Genomic DNA, 21437 nt, shown 5'->3' on the forward strand with positions numbered 1-21437 from the left:
GGCCTTAAACAGGTGGTTTAAGGCCGAAAAGTGGTGCAGCGTTTCGGGTTGGGATCAGTCACAACGGGCCGATCTGATCAGTCAAGACAAGGTAGTTTCCGGACAAGGCATCGTGGTTTTCAGGAAGGCTTCGATAACTCGGGCTCGGAAGGACTTCAGACGAACCTGGCAACCGAATATCCGTACCAGATGCCATGGGCAGGACGCAGCAAGACCGGCTGGCAGAACGTCACTAATCCAATTCACTCGGCGCCGTGGCGCACAGGCGGTCAGACATTCACTGGTTACTCCGACAACTACCCAGTTTTCGCTAGTAAGTAGCTGTTTCTGGGTATTCGATCCGCGGGCTAGGCCAGGACCCTTAGCATAAATTCGCTGAGCGTCCTGGCCAGCTCGCCGTCCGGGTCTAGCTCTGGGTCAAAGACCGTCAGACTCAGCCCTGAAATACTCGGCAGCAGAATAAGAAGGAGCGCTTCTACCTGCGACCAATCAATACCATCCGGATCCGGGCCGTCCACGGCAGGCATAATCCGCGGATCTAAGATGTCAATATCGAGCTGCAACCATATTCCTGCCAAGCCTTCCGGAAAAACAGCCAAAATTTTCGCTGCCACTGATGTGGGAGATTCCCTTATACCACCGCTCGTAAAGAGACCAGCAACATACGCGCGGACTTCGTCGATCTCGCCGTCATCCTCGCGGCATCCGGCGTGAACCACATCTGCAACGGCAAAATAGGGCCCCAGCCAATCCACGTCTGCTAGCGCAGGAAAATGTCTGCCGGTAACCACGGCAAGATCTTCGCCTGCAACTGACGCGCACTCGGCGGAATTCCACGGATTACGGAAATCGGTATGGCCGTCAAGGTGGATCAAGCCATAATGCCCACGTCGCTTCAGCGCCGTTCCAATACCCAATAAAATTGAGCAATCACCACCAAGAACCAGCGGCCAATAGCCGCCGTCGAGCACCATACTCACCCGCTGATCTAGTCTGTGGGCATGCGCCAACAGTTCTGCTTGATTACGGACTGTTCCTGTGCCAGCTTGCCAATCGTCGCGATATCTTCCCGAAAGCACGACGCCAGCTTCGACCGCGCCACGCGAAATCAACCCAGTTTGTAAGCCAGCTTCTCGCAATGCTTCCGGCGCTTTGGCAACTCCTGGAGTTGTACCCATCTCCGGCGGACGGAGGCCTAGGTTGCTTGGTGCCGAAATGATCGCGATCTGCCGAAATTTCATTAGATACCTCCTCTGAAATGCGTCAGCCGACAATAGCTTTTGCTGCCGCCAAATACTTTCGCGTCACTCGCGCCTGCATAAACCGACTTGCTGGCGCTGTCATCGCGAAAATTCCAGGCGAGGGTTTGCTGAACGCCAACACCGAAAACCAAACTGCGCCGTCGTCTGCCAACTGAGCAATAAAAGCCTCCTCGCCGCGAGCCGGATGACCGGGTAGAGTCCCATAACCAAAACCACCGACACTCGCGCCCTGCTCAGACCAAACAACCTCACACGGCACAGACAATCGCAGCGGTCCCAGGCCAAAACTGCAAACGACCTGCGCGCCCGGCACTGCGCGGGTAGCCGACCGTGGCCTTAGCCCCGCTTTTCGCTGAATCTGCCAATCTAGGATGCCATCAGTCAACCGGTTAAAAGCTTCGACTCCGTGGCCAATAAGGATTCGTTCAAAAACCCGTCGGGAACCTGCCGGCCAACCCGCGGCCGATTCAGGGCCATTCTCGAACAGCTGACGGCTCAGGCCAATCTGCGGATATGTCAGTTCACCCACGTTGCACTAATCCTGTCCAACCAAGCGCCTCACGTTGCTGCCTAGGCAGCGAAGCGACGACCAAATCATATGAATCCTCAATCAGATCCCGAATAGTTTCTGCCGCGAGTCCTGCGGAACAGTCCACGGAATTCCAGTGCTTTTTGTTCATGTGATAACCCGGGGTAATTTCCGGGTGCGCTGCACGCAATTGCTCAGCTAAAGCAGGGTCACATTTCAGATTGACCGTGAGCGGATTCTTGTCGCCCCAAAATAGTGCGAAGACCTTTGGTCCAGAGGCACCAACCTTCATCACGACGGTCTCCGGGCCAAAGGGATAAACCTCAAAGGCGCCAGGAAAACTAAGGCAGATTGCCCGTCATGTTTCGATTTCCATCAAGGAACCTTCAAATAGTCTTCAAGTAAAACAACCTCTAGGCCAGCTGCATTTTTCGCTTCGATGAAGGCCTGAAGATCCTTGGCAAACTCTGGTCGGAAATGCATAAGGACTATTTCTCCCGGGCGTAAGGCCGTGCCGGTCTGGTAATCGACTCTGCCTGCATTGGCCTTGGCTTCCCAATCGATAATGGCTTTCATGCCACAGTCTGCTGCGGCCTTACGAGTCACGCTGCTGTAGGGCCCACCCGGCGGACGGAAGAATACTGGCCTACGTCCGTACGTTTGCTCTTCAAAGTCTGCCATCTGACAGATTTCGTCCTTTTGCTGCTGGTAGCTCATCTTGACCAGGTTAAGGGGGTGCGAAATTGAGTGATTCTCGATCTTATGCCCGGCCGCCAGGAACGGTTTGAAGTAGTCAGGCTTATCTGAAATGAACAATTTTGCCAGGAAAAGCGAAGCTTTGATCTTGTTTTCCTGAAGCAGCGCCAGATTCTCTGGGAGTTTGCTCGCTCCGTCATCGATGGTCAAAAAGACAACTTTTTGCGCGGTAGGAATTTTAGTAATCACCGGCACCATACCATCTTGAATTGGCGGCAATACGTAATCTGGGCTGAGTGCTGGAACACTCGGTGCGACGGTTTTGATCGGGGTGTTCGACGGCGTGGACGCGGGCGGAGAAACCGTCGATTCGGTGCTAGCCGCAGCAGGTTGCGGTGGCTCCAAAATAGCTCTGGCCGCCCAAAAGCTGCCTATGGCAAGCACGACGACGAGCACGAGCGAAGCAGCGACCCAGAGCCATCTGAGCTTCAAGTGTGACAGTGTGAGGTGACGTGGCACCAGCGGACCTCAAAACGAGTGGTGTGAACTGTAGATTCCCCCTACTTCAGCAGAGTAGCAGTCGGCTACGACAGTTCATGCGATTCCCAGCCGTGGCGCTTCAATCGCTGGGCAAGTGTCCATAACTACGTCAAGCCCCGCCGCGGAAGCGCGGGCTGCAGCGGCTTCGTCGATCACGCCCAGTTGGAGCCAAACTGCTTTAGCCCCGATCTCGATGGCTTGGTCTACAACTTGACCGACGCGTTGCGAGTTCACAAAGCAGTCAACCACATCCACTTTTGCAGGAATATCGGCGAGCGTCCGGTAACCCTTCGCTCCGTGCACCTCGTCGCCGTGCGGATTGACAGGGATAATTTCCATCGCCAAGTCGCGCTGCAAAAATCTGGCTACCGAAAATGCTGGGCGAAGCGTATTCATCGACAATCCGACAACTGCCCAGCGCCCTTTTTCGCTCAACAAGCGACGGACTATTTCCTGATCGTTTTGGTGGTTCATCTGCCCAGCATACGCCGGAATTCACCCCTGACTCTTCCTCCCCAAAGCGATCTCAGAAGCGATTCTCCACATGCTTATCGAACCGCCGGATTTGGCGGTTTAGTGCCGTGACCTGTTGGCAAAGTGAAGGCATTAATTCATTTCTCGACGTCTTCGAAAGGCAACATATGAAGAGCAAAATCGGAGTAGCCCTTGTGGCCATATGGGCATTGGTCGGGCTATCCGGTCTGGGTATCTCCCCTGCCCAAGCCCTGACGCCTTCTTGGAGTTTTGGGGCAGGCCTTGGAAATAGGCAAATATTTGTCGGCCAACAGAAGAACTCGGATGGCCTGATTACCTATTGCACCGACTATGAATTGCTGGCGCCAAACTACGCCGGTAATTATCGGCCCGCGCAGGCCGGCGGTTTTATCCGCAACGATGGTTCCGCGCTCTCCGCCGCAGAGAACGGCGCCTTGTCCTATCTGCTCTATCGGTGGGGCGCCTCCCCGGAGAATGAAACCGCCGCGGCCGTGCAGTTATCCATCTGGGCACTGAGCTCCTCCGGCCGCGCTTGGGGTAGCCCAGGAATGGCTGAGATCCTCAACAAAGCGAAGCTGCCCGATTCGGTGGTTTCTCTAGGCAAGTCACTTACTGAGATGTCTTTAAAATACGCCGGACCATATCGAATTTCGGTTGATGTTGGTGGAAAGGTTGCCGCAACGATTGGGGTTTTGAGTGGCCAAAATACCTTAGTGCCAGGCCTAGCAGTTGCCGCTTCAGTGAGTGGTGACCTCAAACTGTCTGACCCAGATTCCACCGGCAAGACATCCTGGGTAAGTGAAGAACAGCCTCGAAGCTTCGGCATTCAGCGAACTGGTTTAGGCCAAGGTAGTCTCACCGCCGTTATTGACAAGGCACCCTGAATCGCCCCGGTGTGTCCGGAGGGTTTCTCAGACGATGAGCCTGTCGGCGGCTGCCGTGCTCTGGTAGTGATTGTAGTAGTGGTTTTCTAGCTCTACTGGTGGGATGTCTCCGCAGTACTGGTAGAGCCTTCGGTGGTTGTACCAATCGGCCCATTCAGCGGTGCCGATTTCGACTTCTTCTATAGTCCGCCAGGGCTTGCCGGGTTTGATCAGCTCGGTCTTATAAAGCCCGTTGATGGTTTCCGCCAAGACGTTGTCGTAACTATCACCCACAGAACCGATCGAGGGGCGGATACCGGCCTGGGCCAGGCGTTCGGTGAAGGCCAAGGAGGCGTATTGAGCCCCGGCATCGTGATGATGAATCACCCCGGAAATCTCAGCCCCGGCCCGTTCACGACTCCAGATTGCCTGATTAACTGCGTTGAGCACTAGCACGGTGTTCATAGAAGCACTCGCTGACCAGCCCAGGATCCTCCGAGAGTAAGCATCGATCACGAAGGCAACATAGACCCACCCGGACCAGGTCGAAACATAGGTGAAATCATCTACCCATAGCCGATCCGGTGCCGTTGGTGTGAAATCACGGCGGACCAAGTCCTTCGCTCGGGCCGCCTTCGAGTCTTTGATCGTGGTGCGTTTGACCTTGCCACGGACCGCACCCTGTATGCCAAGTAACCCCATGAGCCGTTCTACCGTGCACCTGGCCACCGGCACACCTTCACGGTTCATCGCCAACCAGACTTTCCTGGTGCCGTAAACCCCGTAATTAGCGGCATACACCTTCTGGATCACGGGCTTGAGCACCTCATCACGTTGTTCTCGGTGAGATCGTGTTTTATCCACCCATTCGTAGTACGTGGACGGGGTGGTCTTCACCCCGTCCCAGTAAGCACCTGGCAGATCGACTCGACACCCCACCGCAATCCATTATTCTCGCGGTGACCGGCATGGTCCTTGATGTATTTCACGATCAGTGTTGTGGCGGTCGAGTTCGACCGCGACAAAAGCTGAAGCACTCCGAAGGATCGCGTTCGCCCGTTTCAGCTCAGCGTTCTCACGCCGTAACCGTTTCAGCTCGGCCGATTCCGTGCTCGTTGTTCCAGTTCTAGTACCAACATCGATCTCGGCTTGCCGGACCCATTTACGCACCGTTTCCGGCACACCCACACCCAAAAGCTGGGCAACTTTTTGCATCGCCGCCCACTCCGAAGATGCACCCTCCATCTCCGCCACCATGCGCACCGTATGATCCTTCAACTCCTGCGGATACCGTGTCGTAGTTTTCCCTGCCATGTCCTGATCCTCTCAAACAAGAAAGTCTCCGGACACACCGGGGCGATTCACTGGGCCGAACGAATTGAAGCCTCTAGTGTGCGCCCTGTGTCAGCCAAAGACTACGTCAAACCATGGCAGTCGCGGTTTGGTGTAGCTGCAGAAACAACGCTTAGACCGTGGCAACCCAGAATCGACACAGAGCTTTCAGCCCATAAAATCGCGCCCGGCGCTTCCGTCGCAGATCGCATCTCTGTTACCGGCATGCCGGGCCTGGGCGGCTCGAAACTAGGCTCCGACTCCACCGACAATGTGGACCTGGTGATGTACGGTCCGCTGCCGGGCATTCCGCAGAAAGCCGCTGAGATTCCACCGAATAGTCCGGTATTCCAACAAACTAGCGCAGCCTTAACCGGCAGCGCAGAAACTCGAATTACCAGCGTCGATTTCAAACCTTTTCAACAGGCAGGTTGTTACACCGTGGTGGCAACGATCAAAGCTTCCACTTTGGCGCTCGAGGCGCGGAGCGCATTTGGCGAACAAAGCGAAACCGTCTGCGTCGAAGCAAGTACGCCGCCCAGCCCGGCAGTTTCAGCTGCTACAACCGCTGCAGTTGGAACCGAACTAGCGCTAACTGGCCCGCAAAATCAACAGAACATCCTGGCGTGGGCAGCAGCATTACTGGGAATAGGAACAGCTTGCGGAATCTTAAACTTGGCGACGCCAGCGTACTCACCGGTCGCAGCGCAGCTAAATCTCTCCGCCCGGAGATCAGCGAGCTTTCAACCCGTGCAAAATTAGGCTAATCACGGCTTCAAGTTCATCGCTGATCTCCGGACGGGACCATCGATCGGCAAAAGTCGGCGAATGAAAAGCAATCGTGGCATAGAAAATCGCCTGCGCGGCGCTCTTGGCATCCAGTTCGACAAATCCACCGTCACGGATCCCGGCTAAAACCAAGGCTTCCAGCTGAGCTATCAAATCGGCCAGGTGTTCTTCCACCACAGCTGCATTCTGCTCCTGAACCAGAGCTGAATAATTGTGAAAGAGTTCCGGGTCATCCAAGGCTTTACGTTTCTTCGCCGCTGCTAGCGTCCGGATCCATTGCGCTAATCGATCCGCTGCTGGTCCATCCGCATCAATCAGCTCAGCCAATCCTGCGTGGGCCCGTTCAAGCCAGCGTTCGGTCACCGCTTCACGTAAAGCAAGCTTCGAAGGGAAATGACGATAGACACTGCCATGACTCACGCCCAAAGCACGAGCAACATCGACGACGGTCGCCTTACTAGGGCCGTACTTACGCAGGACATCTTCTGTCGCCAGCAAAATTGCCTCTTTTGTCAGCGGCCCATCGTCGGTCATTGCCTAATCGTGCTCCCTCAAATATTTAGCGTTCGCTGTCCAACATTGCCATCTGCGATTCGTCATACCGGCTTCCGGCTGCTGCATCTGCAGGGATCGCAGCCTCAATGGTCACAATATCCTCGGCGCTCAATACCAGCTCCTTCTCGCCAAGCGATTCGTTCAATCGTTCCCTGGTACGCGCGCCCACCAAAGGAACAATATCGGCACCTTGAGCCGCCACCCAGGCAATGGCGATTTGGGCGACCGAAACTCCACGGGCCACCGCAACTCCACGAAGCGCCTCAACTAGCCGGAGATTATGGTCGAGATTATCGCCTTGAAAGCGGGGCGAGTAAGCTCGGAAATCCGTCTCATCGGCCGTACGATCCGCACGCCAGTGCCCTGAAAGTAGGCCTCGAGAAAGGACTCCATACGCGGTGACCCCAATGCCTAATTCTCTCAATACCGGCAAAATTTTAGCTTCGATGCTGCGTGAAATTAGTGAATACTCAATCTGCAAATCAGCAATCGGATGCACTGCTGCGGCTCGACGAATCGTGTCTACGCCTACCTCAGATAAGCCAATGTGTCGAACAAATCCTGCTTCGACTAACTCGGCCATGGCCCCAATCGTGTCTTCGATCGGCACGTTTGGATCGAGTCGGGCGGGTCGGTAAATATACATAATCTGTACCGAGACGCTGCAAGCTATGCGCCAGGAAGTTCTTGAGCGCGGCTGGACTAGTGTCCATTCCAGCCCAACCACCAGCAGGGTCGCGTAGCACGCCAAATTTGACGCTGATTTGCAGCTTCTCGCGCGGCAGCTCACGCAGCGCCTCACCGATAAGCATCTCGTTATGCCCAGAACCGTAAAAATCTCCAGTATCTAGGAGCGATATGCCGGCGTCGACCGCGGCATGAATCGTAGCAAGGGATTCAGCTCGGTCTGACGGGCCGTACATGCCGGACATACTCATACAGCCGAGACCGATCGGTGAAACTGTAGGTCCGGTGTTGCCAAGTTGACGTAATTCCATGAATTGACTCCTGAGCGAAGCGGAAAGGGTACGTCAACAAGACTAACCATTGGACTGACAGGAATCAATATCTGTCAGTCCAATGGTTGACGCCTATTTTTTAGTGAGCTGGAACGATCTCCCGCACTGACTTAATCCTTCGATTCTTCAGCACCGGCAAAAACTCGCGCACTTCTTCGATGCGTTTCACGGTGACTTCAGCTGTAGCAAGGCTTTCCGGCTCTTCGTCAAGGAACGCAGCGGGCACACCCATCGGATCGAGAATCACCGAATGACCAATGCAATGTGGGCTCATCGAGCCTGCCGCAGCCACCCAACAAGTGTTTTCAATCGCCCGGGCTTTCAACAGAGTCTCCCAGTGATCTACCTTGTGTTCGCCTTTAAACCAGGCAGCCGGAACGCAGATAAGGTCAACATCTTGCTCCGCAAGCGCACGGGCCAGTTCCGGGAACCGCAAGTCGTAGCAGGTCATCATGCCCACGTTGAGCTCGCCGACCCGCACAACTGTCAGCCCGCTATTGCCAGGCATGATGCGTTTGGACTCCTGATAGGAAAACGCGTCATAAAGGTGCAATTTCCGGTACGTTCCAAGAATCGCACCATCAGACCCAACCGCAACCAAGGTGTTGAAAGGTCGTTCCTCGCCACTGGACTCGTAGCCGCCAGCGATAATTGCAATCTTGTGCTCCGCCGCGATAAGTGTCAGCTGTTGCACGAAGACACTCCAGCCAGCATCTACCGCGCTACGAAAATCACCCGCCACTTTGCCAAGAGTAAACATCGCTTCTTCCGGGAAAAGGATGAGTTCGCTACCATCTTGAGCTGCCTCAGCTGCCAGACGGCGCATCGCTTCGATGTTGCCGTCAACATCCCCTACCGGACTAAACTGACCGACGCTGACCTTCATCTGATGACCTCTTCCCCTATAGGTTGCGCTCAGGTGAGCTTTCCTGAGGCCAGAATAACCAATAAAACTGGCAAGCCGCTTGTTGATTACCCGTCGATCAAGTCGTGCACGACGATTGTTTGATCTCGATCCGGACCAACACCAATGGCTGAGAATCTAGTCCCAGACATCTTTTCCAACTCCAGCACGTAATTTCGCGCATTCTCCGGCAGATCATCCAGCGTTTTAGCCCCGCTGATGTCTTCAGTCCAACCATCTAAGTATTCAAAAATTGGCTTCGCGTGGTGGAACTCAGTCTGAGTCATCGGCATTTCTTCGTGCCGTACGCCGTCGACGTCGTACGCGACACAAACCGGAATTTTTTCAATGCCAGTCAGCACGTCCAGCTTGGTGACAAAGTAGTCCGTGAACCCGTTGATTCGCGCGGCGTGCCGAGCCAAAACGGCGTCATACCAACCACAGCGACGTGGCCGCCCAGTGTTGACGCCAAACTCGCCGCCAGTCTTTTGCAGGTACTCGCCCATCTCATCGAAGAGCTCAGTAGGAAACGGACCGGCGCCAACTCTCGTCGTGTAAGCCTTGATGATGCCGACCACACGCGTAATCCGAGTCGGACCAATGCCTGATCCCACCGAAGAGCCGCCCGCGGTCGGATTCGATGACGTGACAAAGGGGTAAGTGCCATGGTCAACGTCAAGATAGGTCGCTTGGCCACCCTCCATCAACACAACTTTGCCGTCGTCGAGCGCGTTGTTGAGTTCAATCGTGGAGTCAATCACCAACGGCTGCAAGCGCTCAGCAAAGCCCAGGAAGTACGCAACGATCTCTTCAACGTCAATGGCTCGGCGGTTGTATACCTTGACCAATAGCTCATTCTTCTGAGCTAGCGAGCCTTCAACCTTTTGCCGCAGGATTGATTCATCAAAAACGTCCTGCACACGAATGCCAAGGCGGGCGACTTTGTCCATATAGGCTGGGCCGATTCCACGACCGGTGGTGCCAATGGCACGCTTACCCAAGAAGCGCTCGGTTACCTTATCTAGCACTTGGTGATACGGCGCAACGAGGTGCGCATTAGCGGAGACTCGAAGCTTCGAAGTATCCGCGCCACGAGCCTTAAGCGCGTCGATCTCATCGAAGAGCGCTTCCAAATTCACCACGCAACCATTTCCAATAATCGGAATGGCATTCGGGCTCAAAATACCGGCGGGAAGGAGCTTGAGCTCGTACTTCTCACCATTGACAACGACGGTGTGGCCGGCATTGTTTCCGCCGTTGGGTTTGACGACGTAGTCCACGCGCCCACCCAGTAGATCTGTTGCCTTGCCTTTGCCTTCATCGCCCCATTGGGCTCCGACGATCACGATAGCTGGCATGGGTATCTCCCCCATTCATTGCGTGCACCTTCGGCATCGGCCAACTGGCAGCCGATGAATCCTGCAATGCCCGCACACGAAAATGCCCCTGCGCTCTTTGACTGTCCGTCCAAACTGTTCAGCTTGGACGAGCTGTCCGTAAGAGGTTCGGGGCTCTTACTCACCAAGTTTAGCCGAAACTGTGCTGCGGAGTTGGCAGCTAAGTGCGGATTGGCACTTATTCCTTGGTAATCCCGGTGAAATCCTGCTGACGGCTAGCGCTCAGCTAACTCTCGGCGGATTAACATCACGGCTAAATAACCTCTGAACCGCGGTCACCTCCAACGGCAACCTCAGGCTCACAAAGGAACTCATCATGCGATTTAGCGCAATCAGCTCAGTTCTGCTCAGTGTTTCAGCACTTGCTCTAGCAGCTGCCACCCCGGTATCTGCTTCGCCCGTGCAATCCACGCCGACGGCGTTTGCCCCCACCCAGGTTTCCGAGACGAAATCTTCGGCTGGATTTGGCTCCACCAGCACAGTTTGGGGCGGCTACACCGTGAGCAACGGCACGACCAGAGCTGTCACTGGGTCACTGAGCGGCAGCGATTTCTCCATCAACTACAAACACGGCTGACTTCAGCGATTAAGTTCGATGCCGAGAGCCCCAGGCTGGCAAGGGTCAGGTACTCTCGGCATCGGTTCATTGGCAGGTCTGAACCTCGCAGCACCGACGGCCAAACCACCGACTTCTGGATTGAGCGGCTAACATTTTGCACAGGAACGAATGATGGGGGGACGGTATGTCGAATGCAACACACAGCCTTAGTGGCAATCTTTCTCGGGTACTGCCGCGCCTGATGCGCCGCGACCCGCACGAGTCACACCGAACAGCCACCCTGTGCGTGCCAGTGGCAATATTTTTTTCTTTGTTTGGCTACTCATCGTTCGTCCGCAATGCACCGCGCTGACCAACGTCGCGATGCCTGCCGCCGTGCTCATCGTGCTGAGCGTTTTTGCACCCTACTCATTGCAAATTACTGCCGCGGTGCTCGTTGTGCTCGTCGCCTTGCTGACCGTGCATACCGCGCCAAGGCGGACGATGCATCTTGCCTGATTTCTTCCCACTGAGTCAGCGAGCTCAGTGGGAAGAAATGACTATGTCCCACCGAGTTCGCTGACTCAGTGGGACATAGTTTTGATTCTCAGAACTGAACCTAGCCTTCGAGGGCGGCAATCGCCTTCGGATCGGAATCATTCAAGAACACGGTAATCCGTTCGGCTTCCTCAGCTTCGCCAATCGCCCGAGCATCACGGCCCAAAGCGTACAACGCGCGCAGGAATCCCCGGTTCGGCTCGTGCGACCACGGCACCGGCCCGACGCCGCGCCAACCGTTGCGGCGCAAGGCGTCCAGACCGCGATGGTAACCGGTCCGAGCATAGGCGTAGGACTCGATAGTGTTGCCTTCGGAAAACGCCTCGTCTGCCAGAATTGCCCACGGCAAGGACGACGCCGGGAAGGCCGCAGCCAAATCGACGGCCTCGTCCCCAGCGGCAAAGCGGGCTAGAAGATCAGTCTCTTCCGGAAGCAAAGTCGCATCCGGCCCGAGCAGATTTGTGCGGAATTCGTCCGACATGATCAGAACGTCTTACCGGCAGAGCCGAGCTCCTGCGCGGCTAGCACCACGCGAGCTGCTAAACCAGCTTCAGCCGAAGCACCCCAGACGCGCGGATCGTAGAGCTTCTTATTGCCAACTTCGCCGTCGATCTTCAGCACGCCGTCGTAGTTCCTCAACATGTGAGCAACCACCGGGCGCGTGTAGGCGTACTGGGCATCAGTATCGATGTTCATCTTGATTACGCCATAGGACACCGCATCGGCGATTTCCTGCGGCGTGGACCCGGACCCACCGTGGAAGACCAAGTCAAACGGATTGGCTTTGCCGAGTTTTGCGCCAACCTGTTCCTGGATGTCCTTGAGGATCTCCGGCCGGAGCTTCACATTGCCCGGCTTGTAGACGCCGTGCACATTGCCGAAGGTTAGCGCGGTGATGTAGCGACCGTTCTCGCCTGATCCCAAGGCTTCAACGGTGGCCAAACCGTCAGCCACTGTGGAGTAAAGCTTGTCGTTGATTTCATTGTCAACGCCGTCTTCCTCGCCACCGACTGCGCCAATTTCAACTTCCAGAATCATCTTGGCTGCCGAGGTGCGGGCCAAAAGTTCGCGGCCAATACGTAAGTTTTCTTCAAGCGTCTCCGCGGAACCGTCCCACATATGCGAGTTGAAAATCGGATCCTTGCCGACTTTCACCGCGGCTTCAGACTCGGCAAGCAAGGGCAAGACAAAGCCATCAAGCTTGTCTTTGGGGCAGTGATCGGTGTGCAGCGCAATGTTCACCGGGTACTTTTTAGCCACTTCACGGGCAAAAGCTGCGAAGGCAAGTGAGCCCGTCACCATGTCCTTCACTGAGGCTCCGGACCAGTAAGCTGCACCACCAGTGGATACCTGGACGATGCCGTCGGACCCAGCCTCAGCAAAGCCCTGCAAAGCCGCGTTAAGCGTTTGCGAGGAGGTGACATTTACCGCCGGGTAGGCGAATCCGCCAGCTTTGGCGCGGTCGATCATTTCTGCGTACTGATCAGGCGTAGCGATGGGCATACAGGCTCCTTGGCGTCTCTTCCGGTTGCAGGCGCCGCGCCGGGCGGCCGCCGCTCTCGCCACCATCCTAATGCGGACAACAGAGAGGGAGCCAGCGGCTCGCAATGAACCGCTGGCTCCCCCGTCATAGTTCAGCTAACAACTAGCCGGTTAGTAGGAAACTAAACCTAAGAACAAGGCCAACTTGAAGTTGACACTGCCCAAGCCAGTGACGTCGTCATAACCCTTGGTGGTTTTGAGCGAGGTGTCCTGATCCAGGGTGTTCAGGTACTTATTTCCGGAGATCGCGCTGGTGTAAGCCAGTGCGACCGGCGCCTTGGGCGGCTGCACATCGGTGAATACCGATGGCACGAGCTTGCTCAGCTTGTACAACGCCGGGTTAGCGAAGCCAGTCACCGTATGGTTGATTTGCTGCGCGACGGCGGCCTGGCCCGCAGCCAGCGGAGTGGCCAATGAGGTACCACCAATCGATTCGGTCAGATAGTCACCGGTCTGGAGCGTGTCACCATCTATGATCGGGCTCAAGCCGATGAAGAATCCGGTGTAAGGATCAGCTAGTGAGGCGAGACTCGGTGGCCGTTGGCTAACGAGTCCGGCACAATGCCCTTCTGATAAACCGGCTGATCGAAGACCGCGCTCACACCGCCACCGGCGCCGCCGCCTTGAACCGGTCCTGGTTGCGGACCAGCATAGGCTTTGCTTCCGTCAGGATTAGTGATCACCTTGTTCAACCGGTTACCCCAGCCGGTCTCGAACAAGTACCGGTTGTTCTTATCTACCTCGAGTGAAGTGCCGCCAACCGAGGTGACCCACGGTGAGCTGGCCGGGAAATCGGGCGAAGCGTAACCAAGCTTGGCAGCCTGATCCCCATTGTCTCCGCTAGAGAAGTAGAGGCCAATTCCTTCACCAGCTGCTTGCAAGTGAATATTCAGCGTGCCTTCGATTACGTCCTGAGGTAGCGCTTCGCCAACATTTCCGTAGCTATTCGACACGATGTTTGCGAGCTTGCCGTCAAGGATCTTGGACATTGCTACATCGAGGCCACCACCGCAGTTGAAACCACCGACATACAGAATGTTCGCCTCAGGAGCTGTCGTGTGAACCGAGTCGACGTCGAACGATTGCTCGCCTTGCCATCCGCTGGGGAACTGGCAGGCCGCCTCATCGCTGAACTCGGCCGGCTTGGCCCCGATATCGCGGTAGCTCTTATTGTCCATCGCAGGTAGACCGTTGTCTTTGGAGTACTGGTTGATGTCTGCGAGCATGGTCGGCGAAGCGTAGGCTGAATCGCCCCGGTGTGTCCGGAGGGTTTCTCAGACGATGAGCCTGTCGGCGGCTGCCGTGCTCTGGTAGTGATTGTAGTAGTGGTTTTCTAGCTCTACTGGTGGGATGTCTCCGCAGTACTGGTAGAGCCTTCGGTGGTTGTACCAATCGGCCCATTCAGCGGTGCCGATTTCGACTTCTTCTAGAGTCCGCCAGGGCTTGCCGGGTTTGATCAGCTCGGTCTTATAAAGCCCGTTGATGGTTTCCGCCAAGACGTTGTCGTAACTATCACCCACAGAACCGATCGAGGGGCGGATACCGGCCTGGGCCAGGCGTTCGGTGAAGGCCAAGGAGGCGTATTGAGCCCCGGCATCGTGATGATGAATCACCCCGGAAATCTCAGCCCCGGCCCGTTCACGACTCCAGATTGCCTGATTAACTGCGTTGAGCACTAGCACGGTGTTCATAGAAGCACTCGCTGACCAGCCCAGGATCCTCCGAGAGTAAGCATCGATCACGAAGGCAACATAGACCCACCCGGACCAGGTCGAAACATAGGTGAAATCAGCTACCCATAGCCGATCCGGTGCCGTTGGTGTGAAATCACGGCGGACCAAGTCTTTCGCTCGGGCTGCCTTCGAGTCTTTGATCGTGGTGCGTTTGACCTTGCCACGGACCGCACCCTGTATGCCAAGTAACCCCATGAGCCGTTCTACCGTGCACCTGGCCACCGGCACACCTTCACGGTTCATCGCCAACCAGACTTTCCTGGTGCCGTAAACCCCGTAATTAGCGGCATACACCTTCTGGATCACGGGCTTGAGCACCTCATCACGTTGTTCTCGGTGAGATCGTGTTTTATCCACCCATTCGTAGTACGTGGACGGGGTGGTCTTCACCCCGTCCCAGTAAGCACCTGGCAGATCGACTCGACACCCCACCGCAATCCATTATTCTCGCGGTGACCGGCATGGTCCTTGATGTATTTCACGATCAGTGTTGTGGCGGTCGAGTTCGACCGCGAAAAAAGCTGAAGCACTCCGAAGGATCGCGTTCGCCCGTTTCAGCTCAGCGTTCTCACGCCGTAACCGTTTCAGCTCGGCCGATTCCGTGCTCGTTGTTCCAGTTCTAGTACCAACATCGATCTCGGCTTGCCGGACCCATTTACGCACCGTTTCCGGCACACCCACACCCAAAAGCTGGGCAACTTTTTGCATCGCCGCCCACTCCGAAGACGCACCCTCCATCTCCGCCACCATGCGCACCGTACGATCCTTCAACTCCTGCGGATACCGTGTCGTAGTTTTCCCTGCCATGTCCTGATCCTCTCAAACAAGAAAGTCTCCGGACACACCGGGGCGATTCATCCGTTCAACAGACCGGCCCGTTCGCGCATTCCCACCAAGCCCATGCCGCCAGCATGTTGCGTGGGACTTGGCGTGGTAGCGGGTTCGTTATGCACGCTCAATAGAATCGACTCAGGACTAAACGTCAAGATAAGCCGCACGGCGGCGTCCGGCGCGTATTTCTGAGCATTTGTTAGTGCCTCTTGCGCCGCTCGGATGAGCGTCTGCACGGTCTCTACCGGGACAGGCCATTGCTGCCCCGAGACCCTGAACTCCGCTCGCGCACTCGTTGCCATTGCAGCTAAGGAATCGGCAAGCGGTAGGGTATCTTCGCGCAGCGCCTGGACTGCGCGGCGCGTCTCGGCCATCCCGCCAACGGCCAGCGAGCGCGCCTTGAGCACGGCCTGATTCGCTTCGCTTTTCACGTCCGCGCTGATGCAAGGCATCTGCCATATCCAGCTGCAAAGCAATTCCCGAAAGTGAATGGCCGACGACGTCGTGAATGTCCCGGGCGATTCTGGCCCGTTCGGTCAAGGCTGCCTCGCGCGCCTCGGCATCGGCAGCACGCCGTGATTCGTTGAATGCGAGCCTCGCTTGATAAAAGGCTTCCCGCCCATTGCGTTCTGCGAGTCCGGCATAAACCGGCAGACCAACAGCAAGGGCCGTCCAGGTCATCGGAATTCCAGACTGGCCAGCCGGGCCAACCATGATTGACGCACCCACGCAGATCAGGGTGTTCAACAATGCCAAGATAATTGCTGCTCGACGAGAAGCGAGCCGCTCACCGACTATTCCTGAAACCAGGAAAGCATAGACGATCGCTAAGAGGTGCGTGCTGAGCGCAAATAGGACGCCCGCTAGCACTACCAGCAACGTAAGCAGCGCCACCTGAGACCATTGCGGTAGTCGGGTCCAAGGAAACATGGTCGCGGCGAATATCAGTACCACCGGCCAAAACCCGATCCAGAACCGTGGATCGGCGGTGCCACTTCCTGTCCATTGCTGGGCCAAACTACCGCCGGTGAGCACCAGTAAGCTGAATGGCCGAATCAAGCGGTCGCGAAACGTGTGCGACCAGGGTGTGCGCAGCTCAGAGGTGGTGCTCAACGCGATCCTTCCTGCTCAGCTGTTGCCTGGGCCACGGTCGAATCCGCTAACGGTTCCCTTACCTGACCGGGATTTTGATTGCTGTTGCAATTGGTCAATCAGGGGCGAAGTGGAGTACGCCTGGCCGTCCTGGCCCTTCTGCCACATGATACGGCTATCCGTGCTAATCGCTTTGAGCATCACGACCAGGCCTTCAGCAAGCAAACCAGTACCGAGCGAGAGCATGGTGCTGTTTGCCGCGAGCTGTGCGGCTTGAGCGTCGATGCTGTGCCAAAGAATTGAACTGCCAAATTTCACAAGCAAACTCACTGCCCACACCCCGATCGTGAACCAGGTGTAGTGCAGGAAGGCAACACCGTCGCGATCCTTGACCCGGATGGTCAAGCCACGAAATATGCCAATAGCAATTCCAAGCGTCACGGTAATGACTAAGAACAGAATCGAGTCTGCCGATTGCGGCGAATCATTCAAGCTGAAGAGGCCAATAATGCTCAGAATTACCGGCAGTAGAAGCATTCGCTTCGCTTCTACCGGCTCGCCGAGGAAACGACGAATCATCACGTAGGCCACCACTCCAATGACGATGACGATGCCCACCGGACCGCTCAAAAATGACTGCATGTCTTCCTCCAAAACCTAGAAATGAACTCACTTCTAGGCTATGGACGCGTTGTGCCTGGGTCTTGAGGTAATTGGCATATTTTCGGGTGGAGAAATCCTCTACACCCTCGTCCAACCGCTGTGCCGACGACGCAGCTATTCGCCGTAACCTGGACGCTCCTGCCCGGCTAATGCAGCGTTTTCATGGGGAGAGACGTCTCTGCCCATGAATCGGCACTATTGTACGGGCAGGCACGTCCAGCCGACGACGGCCAGTATCCACCCGCTAAACCGGCTGGCTGAAAACGTGGCGGCGGATCCACGCGTGCATCGCGATTGCCGCCGCGGCGGATGCATTGATTGATCTAGTCGAGCCAAACTGTGCAATCGACAAGGTCGCTTCAGCTTTTTCATGGACCGCGTCCGTCAAGCCCGGGCCTTCTTGGCCGAAAACCAAGACACATTTTCGCGGCAAATCGTAGGTTTCCAACGGCACCGAATCGGGAAAATTATCGATGCCAATGACCGCAACATCCTCTGCCTCGGCCCAGGCGACAAAGTCCTCAACTGTCGGGTGATGCCGCACGTGCTGGTATTTGTCGGTGACCATTGCGCCACGACGGTTCCAACGACGTCGGCCGATGATGTGCACCTCTTGGGCCAGGAACGCGTTGGCGCACCGCACCACAGAGCCAATATTCAGATCGTGCTGCCAGTTCTCAATTGCCACATGGAATTCATGCCGACGTTCATCGAGCGCGGCAACAATTGAGTCGTGCTTCCAGTAACGGAACTCGTCAACGACATTTCGTCGGTCACCTTCAGCGAGTAATTCCGGGTCCCAGTGCTCCCCTGCCGGCCATTCACCTTGCCACGGGCCCAGCCCAACTGGCTCTCCCGGAGGATCCGCAATCGCCGGAACTTCGCCGTCGTCTTTTATGTCTTCGCTCACCTGACTACCCTACTGGCTACCAAACGGAGGAAGATTGTAGTTATGGCACACGAAGAACCGCGCAAAGCGGCAGATATTGAATGTTGGCTCACCGATATGGACGGCGTTCTCGTCCATGAAAACCAGGCAGTCCCTGGTGCTTCGGAGCTGATTCAACGGTGGGTGGATACCTCAAAGCGGTTCTTGGTGCTCACCAATAATTCGATTTACACACCGCGCGATCTTCGTGCTCGATTGCGCGCCTCCGGCTTGGAGATTCCGGAAGAGAACATTTGGACGTCAGCACTAGCTACCGCGGAATTCCTCAAATCGCAGATGCCGGCAGGCAAGGCATTTGTGATTGGCGAGGCGGGATTGACCACGGCGCTGCATGAGGCCGGGTTCATCCTCACCGACCAGAATCCGGACTACGTGGTGCTGGGCGAAACACGGAATTATTCTTTTGAAGCCATCACTCAGGCGATTCGCTTGATCGGTGACGGCGCCCGGTTCATTGCCACCAATCCGGATGCCACCGGCCCGTCGAAAGAGGGACCAATGCCAGCTACCGGCGCGATTGCGGCCTTGATCACTAAAGCGACTAATCGTGAACCGTACATTGTTGGCAAGCCCAATCCGATGATGTTCCGCTCCGCGATGAACCAGATCGAGGCGCATTCAGAGACCACAGCGATGATCGGTGACCGAATGGACACTGACATCATCGCGGGTATGGAAGCTGGACTGCACACGGTGCTGGTAATGACTGGAATTACCCAGCCTGGCGACGTAGATACCTTCCCCTTCCGCCCCGATCAGACACTCGATTCGGTAGCGGACCTCATCCCACTCATCTAAACCAGCCCTCCACCGCAAACGCTGCACCACTTTTCGGCCTTAAACAGCCGGTTTAAGGCCGAAAAGTGGTGCAGCGTTTGCGGTGGAGGGCTGGTTTAGCTTCTTGAGCTCCAGGGAATGTCCGCGGCTTTGTTGTAACCGATACCCAGCACGTCCCAACGTTTGGAATGCGCCAGGGTGCGCTGAACAAGATCCTGGTAACCGGCGTCAGAACTGCGGTCTACTGAGGGGCTCCAGCCAAGTTCGGCAACTGCAGGAAGCCGTGGGAAAAGCATGAAATCGGTGTAATCCTTGGCAGAGGCGTAAAGACGAGTTGGCCCAAAAGGCTGATCACCAAATTGATTGGCGCTATCACTCCACAACGATGCTTCGACGCCGAGCACCGTCGTCGGCTCCCAATTCCAGGCTGTCCGAAGGTTGATGAGGCCAGCCCAGCGCCGTCCATAAGCCGTTGCGGCGTCGTACTTCATGTCCAAATAGGACCGGTTTGCCGGCGAGAGGATCAATTGATGCCCGGAATCGACGGCTTTCCTCGCCATTGCGGCGTCCGCGGATCCCGGCTCGGTCCCCCAATACTGCATCACGGCGCCATCCGGCAGTGCTGCACCTTTGATCCACTCGTGCCAAGCGATCACGGTCTTGCCGGCCGCAGTAGCTGCCTCATTCGCCAGCGCGGTGTACGCGGTGTACTGCTCTGCAGTGGCCTTAGGCGATTCGTCACCACCAACGTGCAGATAGCGTCCAGGGTTTTGCGCGGCCACCTCGTTCAGCACCGAGGTGAGGAAGATTTTGACTTGGTCTCGATGCGGCTGATCCTGCAATCCCACCAACGAGATGCCGACGTCGAAGCCTGAGTAGGGTGCAATGGCTCGACCGTCATTGTTGATCTCAGGCACCGATGCCAGTGCAGCCGAAGTATGTCCGGGACCATCAACCTCCGGCACAATCTCAACAAACCGGCTTGCCGCGTAACTGATGAGCTCGGCGTACTGGGCCTTGCTGTAAAACCAGGGCCCACCGCCAGCAACCGGATCAACAGTTCCCGGCGCAAAGCCACTCTGTGTGCTGGCCCCGGTCTTGGTCAATTCCGGATAGGCCTCGATGGCGATGCGCCAGCCTTGATCATCGGTAAGGTGCAAATGCAAAATATTGAGTTTTTAAAGCGCCATCTGATCGATAACCCGCTTGATAGCCGCCAGCGGCACAAAACGCCGAGCCGGATCCAACATCAGCGAACGGTAGCCAAATCTGGGCGAATCCGTGATTTCAACCGTCGCAGCAATTAATCCGGTTGTCACTGCTCGGCCAGATTCTAGCTGCCAAGGCAGTAACTGACGCAGCGTTTGGACGGCACGAAACGCGCCTTCGGCACCGGCCGCCCCGGTACGGCAACCTCCAGCGACTTGCCTAGCGCTGGCTCCAAGAGCTGCGTTAGGTAGTCCGCCACGGGTTTGAGCTCTTGCTTCGAAACGATCCGGGTCTTTGCCGACAGCGCAAACCCAGCCCCCTTGCCCCAGTGAACCTTTTGCGGCACCGGGATCAGCGCTGGCTGCGGCGCCGAACTTTCTACTGCCGCAGCCGAACCTGCTGGAACAACCGTGCCCAGCAGCACCGCCGCTGAGCCGACCGCTAAACCACTCAAGAGCTTTCGTCGTGAAGGATCTGGCACCATACTAATCGACTCCGATTCATCATGCTTATTTATGACGTAAATCTATTGAAGTCGATCATATTTACTCAATGATGGCTTGGGTAGAGCGAGCCGAGTATTTCAGTCGAGACCGAGTTCATCCTTAGAGAAAGCAGCCAGGTAACGGACGCCGGTTTCCTTTTCGATGAGTGCTTGCGCGCCGGTTGCCCGGTCCACGATCACCGCCACGGCCTGGACATTCCCGCCGGCATTACGCACGCCCTCAACGGATTGCAACGGCGAGGCACCAGTGGTTGAGGTATCTTCAAGCACGACGACGGCGCGACCGTCTACGGACGGGCCCTCCACCTGACGCTTCATGCCGTGCGCCTTCTGCTCCTTGCGCACCACGAAGGCATCAATTGCCCGACCGCGGGCGGCGGCAGTGTGCATAATTGCGGTGCCAACCGGATCCGCGCCAAGCGTCAGGCCACCAGCGGCCTCAAACTCAACGCCGGCGTCGTCGAGCAGATCTAACATGACCTGGCCAACCAAACCACTAGCTTCGTGGTGCAGCGAGATCCTACGCAGGTCGATGTAGTAGTCCGCTTCCTTGCCGCTGGAAAGCGTCACCTTGCCGTGCACCACGGCGAGCTCCTTTATTAGTTCCAGTAATCGGGCGCGGGCAGCAGCAGAGTCCAAAGTTGAGGTCATGGCTTAAG

24 protein-coding genes and 3 pseudogenes are annotated in these 21437 nt (G+C 56.4%); 5 read left to right on the plus strand and 22 right to left on the minus strand.

Going from position 1 to position 21437, the window contains the following annotated elements; all coding sequences use genetic code 11:
* Positions 1-347: 347 nt before the first annotated feature.
* From RSAL33209_RS14840 to RSAL33209_RS14860, 5 genes are all read right to left on the minus strand, one after another.
* Positions 348-1241 carry an arginase family protein gene (locus RSAL33209_RS14840; RefSeq protein WP_041684869.1) on the minus strand — a complete coding sequence of 298 codons (894 nt, stop codon included), beginning with the start codon at positions 1239-1241 and terminating at the stop codon, positions 348-350.
* A gap of 22 nt (positions 1242-1263) precedes the next feature.
* Entirely contained in the window at positions 1264-1791 is a 528-nt protein-coding gene (locus tag RSAL33209_RS14845; RefSeq protein ID WP_012246726.1) for a DUF1990 domain-containing protein, read from the minus strand.
* On the minus strand, positions 1784-2143 hold the full coding sequence (locus RSAL33209_RS14850) for an MmcQ/YjbR family DNA-binding protein (protein WP_233494353.1): 360 nt from the start codon (positions 2141-2143) through the stop codon (positions 1784-1786). Before RSAL33209_RS14850 ends, RSAL33209_RS14845 begins: the two co-directional genes overlap by 8 nt.
* Positions 2144-2166: 23 nt before the next feature.
* Entirely contained in the window at positions 2167-2979 is an 813-nt protein-coding gene (locus tag RSAL33209_RS14855; RefSeq protein WP_233494225.1) for a polysaccharide deacetylase family protein, read from the minus strand.
* Positions 2980-3081: 102 nt separating this feature from the next.
* Positions 3082-3501 carry a CoA-binding protein gene (locus tag RSAL33209_RS14860; protein WP_012246729.1) on the minus strand — a complete coding sequence of 140 codons (420 nt, stop codon included), beginning with the start codon at positions 3499-3501 and terminating at the stop codon, positions 3082-3084.
* 167 nt (positions 3502-3668) lie between these two features.
* Here RSAL33209_RS14860 and RSAL33209_RS14865 point away from each other — a divergent pair, with 167 nt between their 5' ends.
* Positions 3669-4406 carry a hypothetical protein gene (locus RSAL33209_RS14865; RefSeq protein WP_041684870.1) on the plus strand — a complete coding sequence of 246 codons (738 nt, stop codon included), beginning with the start codon at positions 3669-3671 and terminating at the stop codon, positions 4404-4406.
* 27 nt (positions 4407-4433) lie between these two features.
* On the opposite strand, the pseudogene RSAL33209_RS14870 reads toward RSAL33209_RS14865, so the two are convergent.
* Positions 4434-5699, minus strand: a pseudogene (locus RSAL33209_RS14870) (IS3 family transposase).
* Positions 5700-5786: 87 nt separating this feature from the next.
* On the opposite strand from RSAL33209_RS14870, the gene RSAL33209_RS14880 reads away from it, so the two are divergent.
* Positions 5787-6479 (plus strand): hypothetical protein, encoded by a 693-nt coding sequence (locus RSAL33209_RS14880; protein ID WP_041684871.1) that lies wholly within the window; start codon positions 5787-5789, stop codon positions 6477-6479.
* Here RSAL33209_RS14880 and RSAL33209_RS14885 read toward each other — a convergent pair.
* From RSAL33209_RS14885 to RSAL33209_RS14900, 5 genes are all read right to left on the minus strand, one after another.
* Positions 6450-7040: a TetR/AcrR family transcriptional regulator gene (locus RSAL33209_RS14885; RefSeq protein WP_012246733.1), complete on the minus strand. Its 591-nt coding sequence runs from the start codon at positions 7038-7040 to the stop codon at positions 6450-6452. The two genes, RSAL33209_RS14880 and RSAL33209_RS14885, sit on opposite strands and share 30 nt — an antisense overlap.
* A 25-nt stretch (positions 7041-7065) precedes the next feature.
* The gene (locus tag RSAL33209_RS19400; RefSeq protein WP_267895911.1) at positions 7066-7644 is read right to left on the minus strand and encodes an aldo/keto reductase; all 579 of its coding nucleotides are present in this window, start codon (positions 7642-7644) and stop codon (positions 7066-7068) included.
* Positions 7595-8059: an aldo/keto reductase gene (locus tag RSAL33209_RS19405; RefSeq protein WP_267895912.1), complete on the minus strand. Its 465-nt coding sequence runs from the start codon at positions 8057-8059 to the stop codon at positions 7595-7597. The genes RSAL33209_RS19400 and RSAL33209_RS19405 overlap by 50 nt, the downstream gene beginning before the upstream one ends.
* Before the next feature lie 100 nt (positions 8060-8159).
* A complete protein-coding gene (locus tag RSAL33209_RS14895; protein ID WP_012246735.1) occupies positions 8160-8966 on the minus strand; it encodes a carbon-nitrogen hydrolase family protein in 807 nt (268 codons plus the stop codon).
* 86 nt (positions 8967-9052) lie between these two features.
* Positions 9053-10342 (minus strand): adenylosuccinate synthase, encoded by a 1290-nt coding sequence (locus RSAL33209_RS14900; protein ID WP_041685919.1) that lies wholly within the window; start codon positions 10340-10342, stop codon positions 9053-9055.
* Positions 10343-10697: 355 nt separating this feature from the next.
* On the opposite strand from RSAL33209_RS14900, the gene RSAL33209_RS14905 reads away from it, so the two are divergent.
* Both RSAL33209_RS14905 and RSAL33209_RS14910 read left to right on the plus strand, forming a co-directional pair.
* Entirely contained in the window at positions 10698-10958 is a 261-nt protein-coding gene (locus tag RSAL33209_RS14905; protein ID WP_012246737.1) for a hypothetical protein, read from the plus strand.
* A gap of 264 nt (positions 10959-11222) precedes the next feature.
* Complete coding sequence (locus RSAL33209_RS14910) at positions 11223-11438, plus strand: hypothetical protein (protein WP_012246738.1); 216 nt, start codon at positions 11223-11225, stop codon at positions 11436-11438.
* A gap of 100 nt (positions 11439-11538) precedes the next feature.
* Here the strand turns inward: RSAL33209_RS14910 and RSAL33209_RS14915 are convergent, their stop codons facing one another.
* The 8 genes and pseudogenes from RSAL33209_RS14915 to RSAL33209_RS14950 all read right to left on the minus strand — a co-directional run bounded on the left by RSAL33209_RS14915 (position 11539) and on the right by RSAL33209_RS14950 (position 18236).
* Positions 11539-11958 carry a DUF3151 domain-containing protein gene (locus RSAL33209_RS14915; protein ID WP_012246739.1) on the minus strand — a complete coding sequence of 140 codons (420 nt, stop codon included), beginning with the start codon at positions 11956-11958 and terminating at the stop codon, positions 11539-11541.
* 2 nt (positions 11959-11960) lie between these two features.
* Positions 11961-12980, minus strand: a complete 1020-nt coding sequence (fbaA, locus tag RSAL33209_RS14920) for a class II fructose-bisphosphate aldolase (RefSeq protein WP_041684872.1) — start codon at positions 12978-12980, stop codon at positions 11961-11963.
* A 150-nt stretch (positions 12981-13130) separates the two neighbouring features.
* Positions 13131-13505 carry a peptidase gene (locus RSAL33209_RS16675; protein WP_012246741.1) on the minus strand — a complete coding sequence of 125 codons (375 nt, stop codon included), beginning with the start codon at positions 13503-13505 and terminating at the stop codon, positions 13131-13133.
* A 29-nt stretch (positions 13506-13534) separates the two neighbouring features.
* Positions 13535-14245: a S8/S53 family peptidase gene (locus tag RSAL33209_RS16680; protein WP_012246742.1), complete on the minus strand. Its 711-nt coding sequence runs from the start codon at positions 14243-14245 to the stop codon at positions 13535-13537.
* A gap of 48 nt (positions 14246-14293) precedes the next feature.
* Positions 14294-15559 (minus strand): annotated as a pseudogene (locus tag RSAL33209_RS17285) (IS3 family transposase).
* Positions 15560-15727: 168 nt separating this feature from the next.
* Positions 15728-16696 carry a histidine kinase dimerization/phosphoacceptor domain-containing protein gene (locus RSAL33209_RS14940; protein ID WP_012246743.1) on the minus strand — a complete coding sequence of 323 codons (969 nt, stop codon included), beginning with the start codon at positions 16694-16696 and terminating at the stop codon, positions 15728-15730.
* 15 nt (positions 16697-16711) lie between these two features.
* A complete protein-coding gene (locus RSAL33209_RS14945; protein WP_114597666.1) occupies positions 16712-17317 on the minus strand; it encodes a CcdC protein domain-containing protein in 606 nt (201 codons plus the stop codon).
* 265 nt (positions 17318-17582) lie between these two features.
* Complete coding sequence (locus tag RSAL33209_RS14950) at positions 17583-18236, minus strand: TrmH family RNA methyltransferase (protein WP_041685923.1); 654 nt, start codon at positions 18234-18236, stop codon at positions 17583-17585.
* 54 nt (positions 18237-18290) lie between these two features.
* Here RSAL33209_RS14950 and RSAL33209_RS14955 point away from each other — a divergent pair, with 54 nt between their 5' ends.
* Positions 18291-19085 (plus strand): HAD-IIA family hydrolase, encoded by a 795-nt coding sequence (locus RSAL33209_RS14955; RefSeq protein ID WP_012246746.1) that lies wholly within the window; start codon positions 18291-18293, stop codon positions 19083-19085.
* Positions 19086-19180: 95 nt separating this feature from the next.
* Here RSAL33209_RS14955 and RSAL33209_RS14960 read toward each other — a convergent pair.
* The 3 genes and pseudogenes from RSAL33209_RS14960 to pyrE all read right to left on the minus strand — a co-directional run bounded on the left by RSAL33209_RS14960 (position 19181) and on the right by pyrE (position 21429).
* Positions 19181-20383: pseudogene (locus tag RSAL33209_RS14960) on the minus strand (family 20 glycosylhydrolase).
* Between the two features lie 14 nt (positions 20384-20397).
* Positions 20398-20757 (minus strand): glycoside hydrolase family 20 zincin-like fold domain-containing protein, encoded by a 360-nt coding sequence (locus RSAL33209_RS16685; protein ID WP_012246749.1) that lies wholly within the window; start codon positions 20755-20757, stop codon positions 20398-20400.
* Between the two features lie 99 nt (positions 20758-20856).
* Complete coding sequence (pyrE, locus tag RSAL33209_RS14965; protein WP_012246750.1) at positions 20857-21429, minus strand: orotate phosphoribosyltransferase; 573 nt, start codon at positions 21427-21429, stop codon at positions 20857-20859.
* Between the last annotated feature and the right edge of the window lie 8 nt (positions 21430-21437).

The organism is Renibacterium salmoninarum ATCC 33209, from assembly GCF_000018885.1.
GTDB classification, from domain to species: Bacteria; Actinomycetota; Actinomycetes; order Actinomycetales; family Micrococcaceae; genus Renibacterium; species Renibacterium salmoninarum.

Excerpts from the sequence above, each read along its gene's own strand:
- RSAL33209_RS14840 (WP_041684869.1), bottom strand. The coding sequence starts at position 1,241 with ATGAAATTTCGGCAGATCGCGATCATTTCGGCACCAAGCAACCTAGGC.
- RSAL33209_RS14860 (WP_012246729.1), bottom strand. The coding sequence starts at position 3,501 with ATGAACCACCAAAACGATCAGGAAATAGTCCGTCGCTTGTTGAGCGAA.
- RSAL33209_RS14865 (WP_041684870.1), top strand. The coding sequence starts at position 3,669 with ATGAAGAGCAAAATCGGAGTAGCCCTTGTGGCCATATGGGCATTGGTC.
- RSAL33209_RS14885 (WP_012246733.1), bottom strand. The coding sequence starts at position 7,040 with ATGACCGACGATGGGCCGCTGACAAAAGAGGCAATTTTGCTGGCGACA.
- RSAL33209_RS19400 (WP_267895911.1), bottom strand. The coding sequence starts at position 7,644 with ATGGCCGAGTTAGTCGAAGCAGGATTTGTTCGACACATTGGCTTATCT.
- RSAL33209_RS19405 (WP_267895912.1), bottom strand. The coding sequence starts at position 8,059 with ATGGAATTACGTCAACTTGGCAACACCGGACCTACAGTTTCACCGATC.
- RSAL33209_RS14895 (WP_012246735.1), bottom strand. The coding sequence starts at position 8,966 with ATGAAGGTCAGCGTCGGTCAGTTTAGTCCGGTAGGGGATGTTGACGGC.
- RSAL33209_RS14900 (WP_041685919.1), bottom strand. The coding sequence starts at position 10,342 with ATGCCAGCTATCGTGATCGTCGGAGCCCAATGGGGCGATGAAGGCAAA.
- RSAL33209_RS14905 (WP_012246737.1), top strand. The coding sequence starts at position 10,698 with ATGCGATTTAGCGCAATCAGCTCAGTTCTGCTCAGTGTTTCAGCACTT.
- RSAL33209_RS14915 (WP_012246739.1), bottom strand. The coding sequence starts at position 11,958 with ATGTCGGACGAATTCCGCACAAATCTGCTCGGGCCGGATGCGACTTTG.
- fbaA (WP_041684872.1), bottom strand. The coding sequence starts at position 12,980 with ATGCCCATCGCTACGCCTGATCAGTACGCAGAAATGATCGACCGCGCC.
- RSAL33209_RS16680 (WP_012246742.1), bottom strand. The coding sequence starts at position 14,245 with ATGCTCGCAGACATCAACCAGTACTCCAAAGACAACGGTCTACCTGCG.
- RSAL33209_RS14945 (WP_114597666.1), bottom strand. The coding sequence starts at position 17,317 with ATGCAGTCATTTTTGAGCGGTCCGGTGGGCATCGTCATCGTCATTGGA.
- RSAL33209_RS14955 (WP_012246746.1), top strand. The coding sequence starts at position 18,291 with ATGGCACACGAAGAACCGCGCAAAGCGGCAGATATTGAATGTTGGCTC.
- RSAL33209_RS16685 (WP_012246749.1), bottom strand. The coding sequence starts at position 20,757 with ATGGTGCCAGATCCTTCACGACGAAAGCTCTTGAGTGGTTTAGCGGTC.
- pyrE (WP_012246750.1), bottom strand. The coding sequence starts at position 21,429 with ATGACCTCAACTTTGGACTCTGCTGCTGCCCGCGCCCGATTACTGGAA.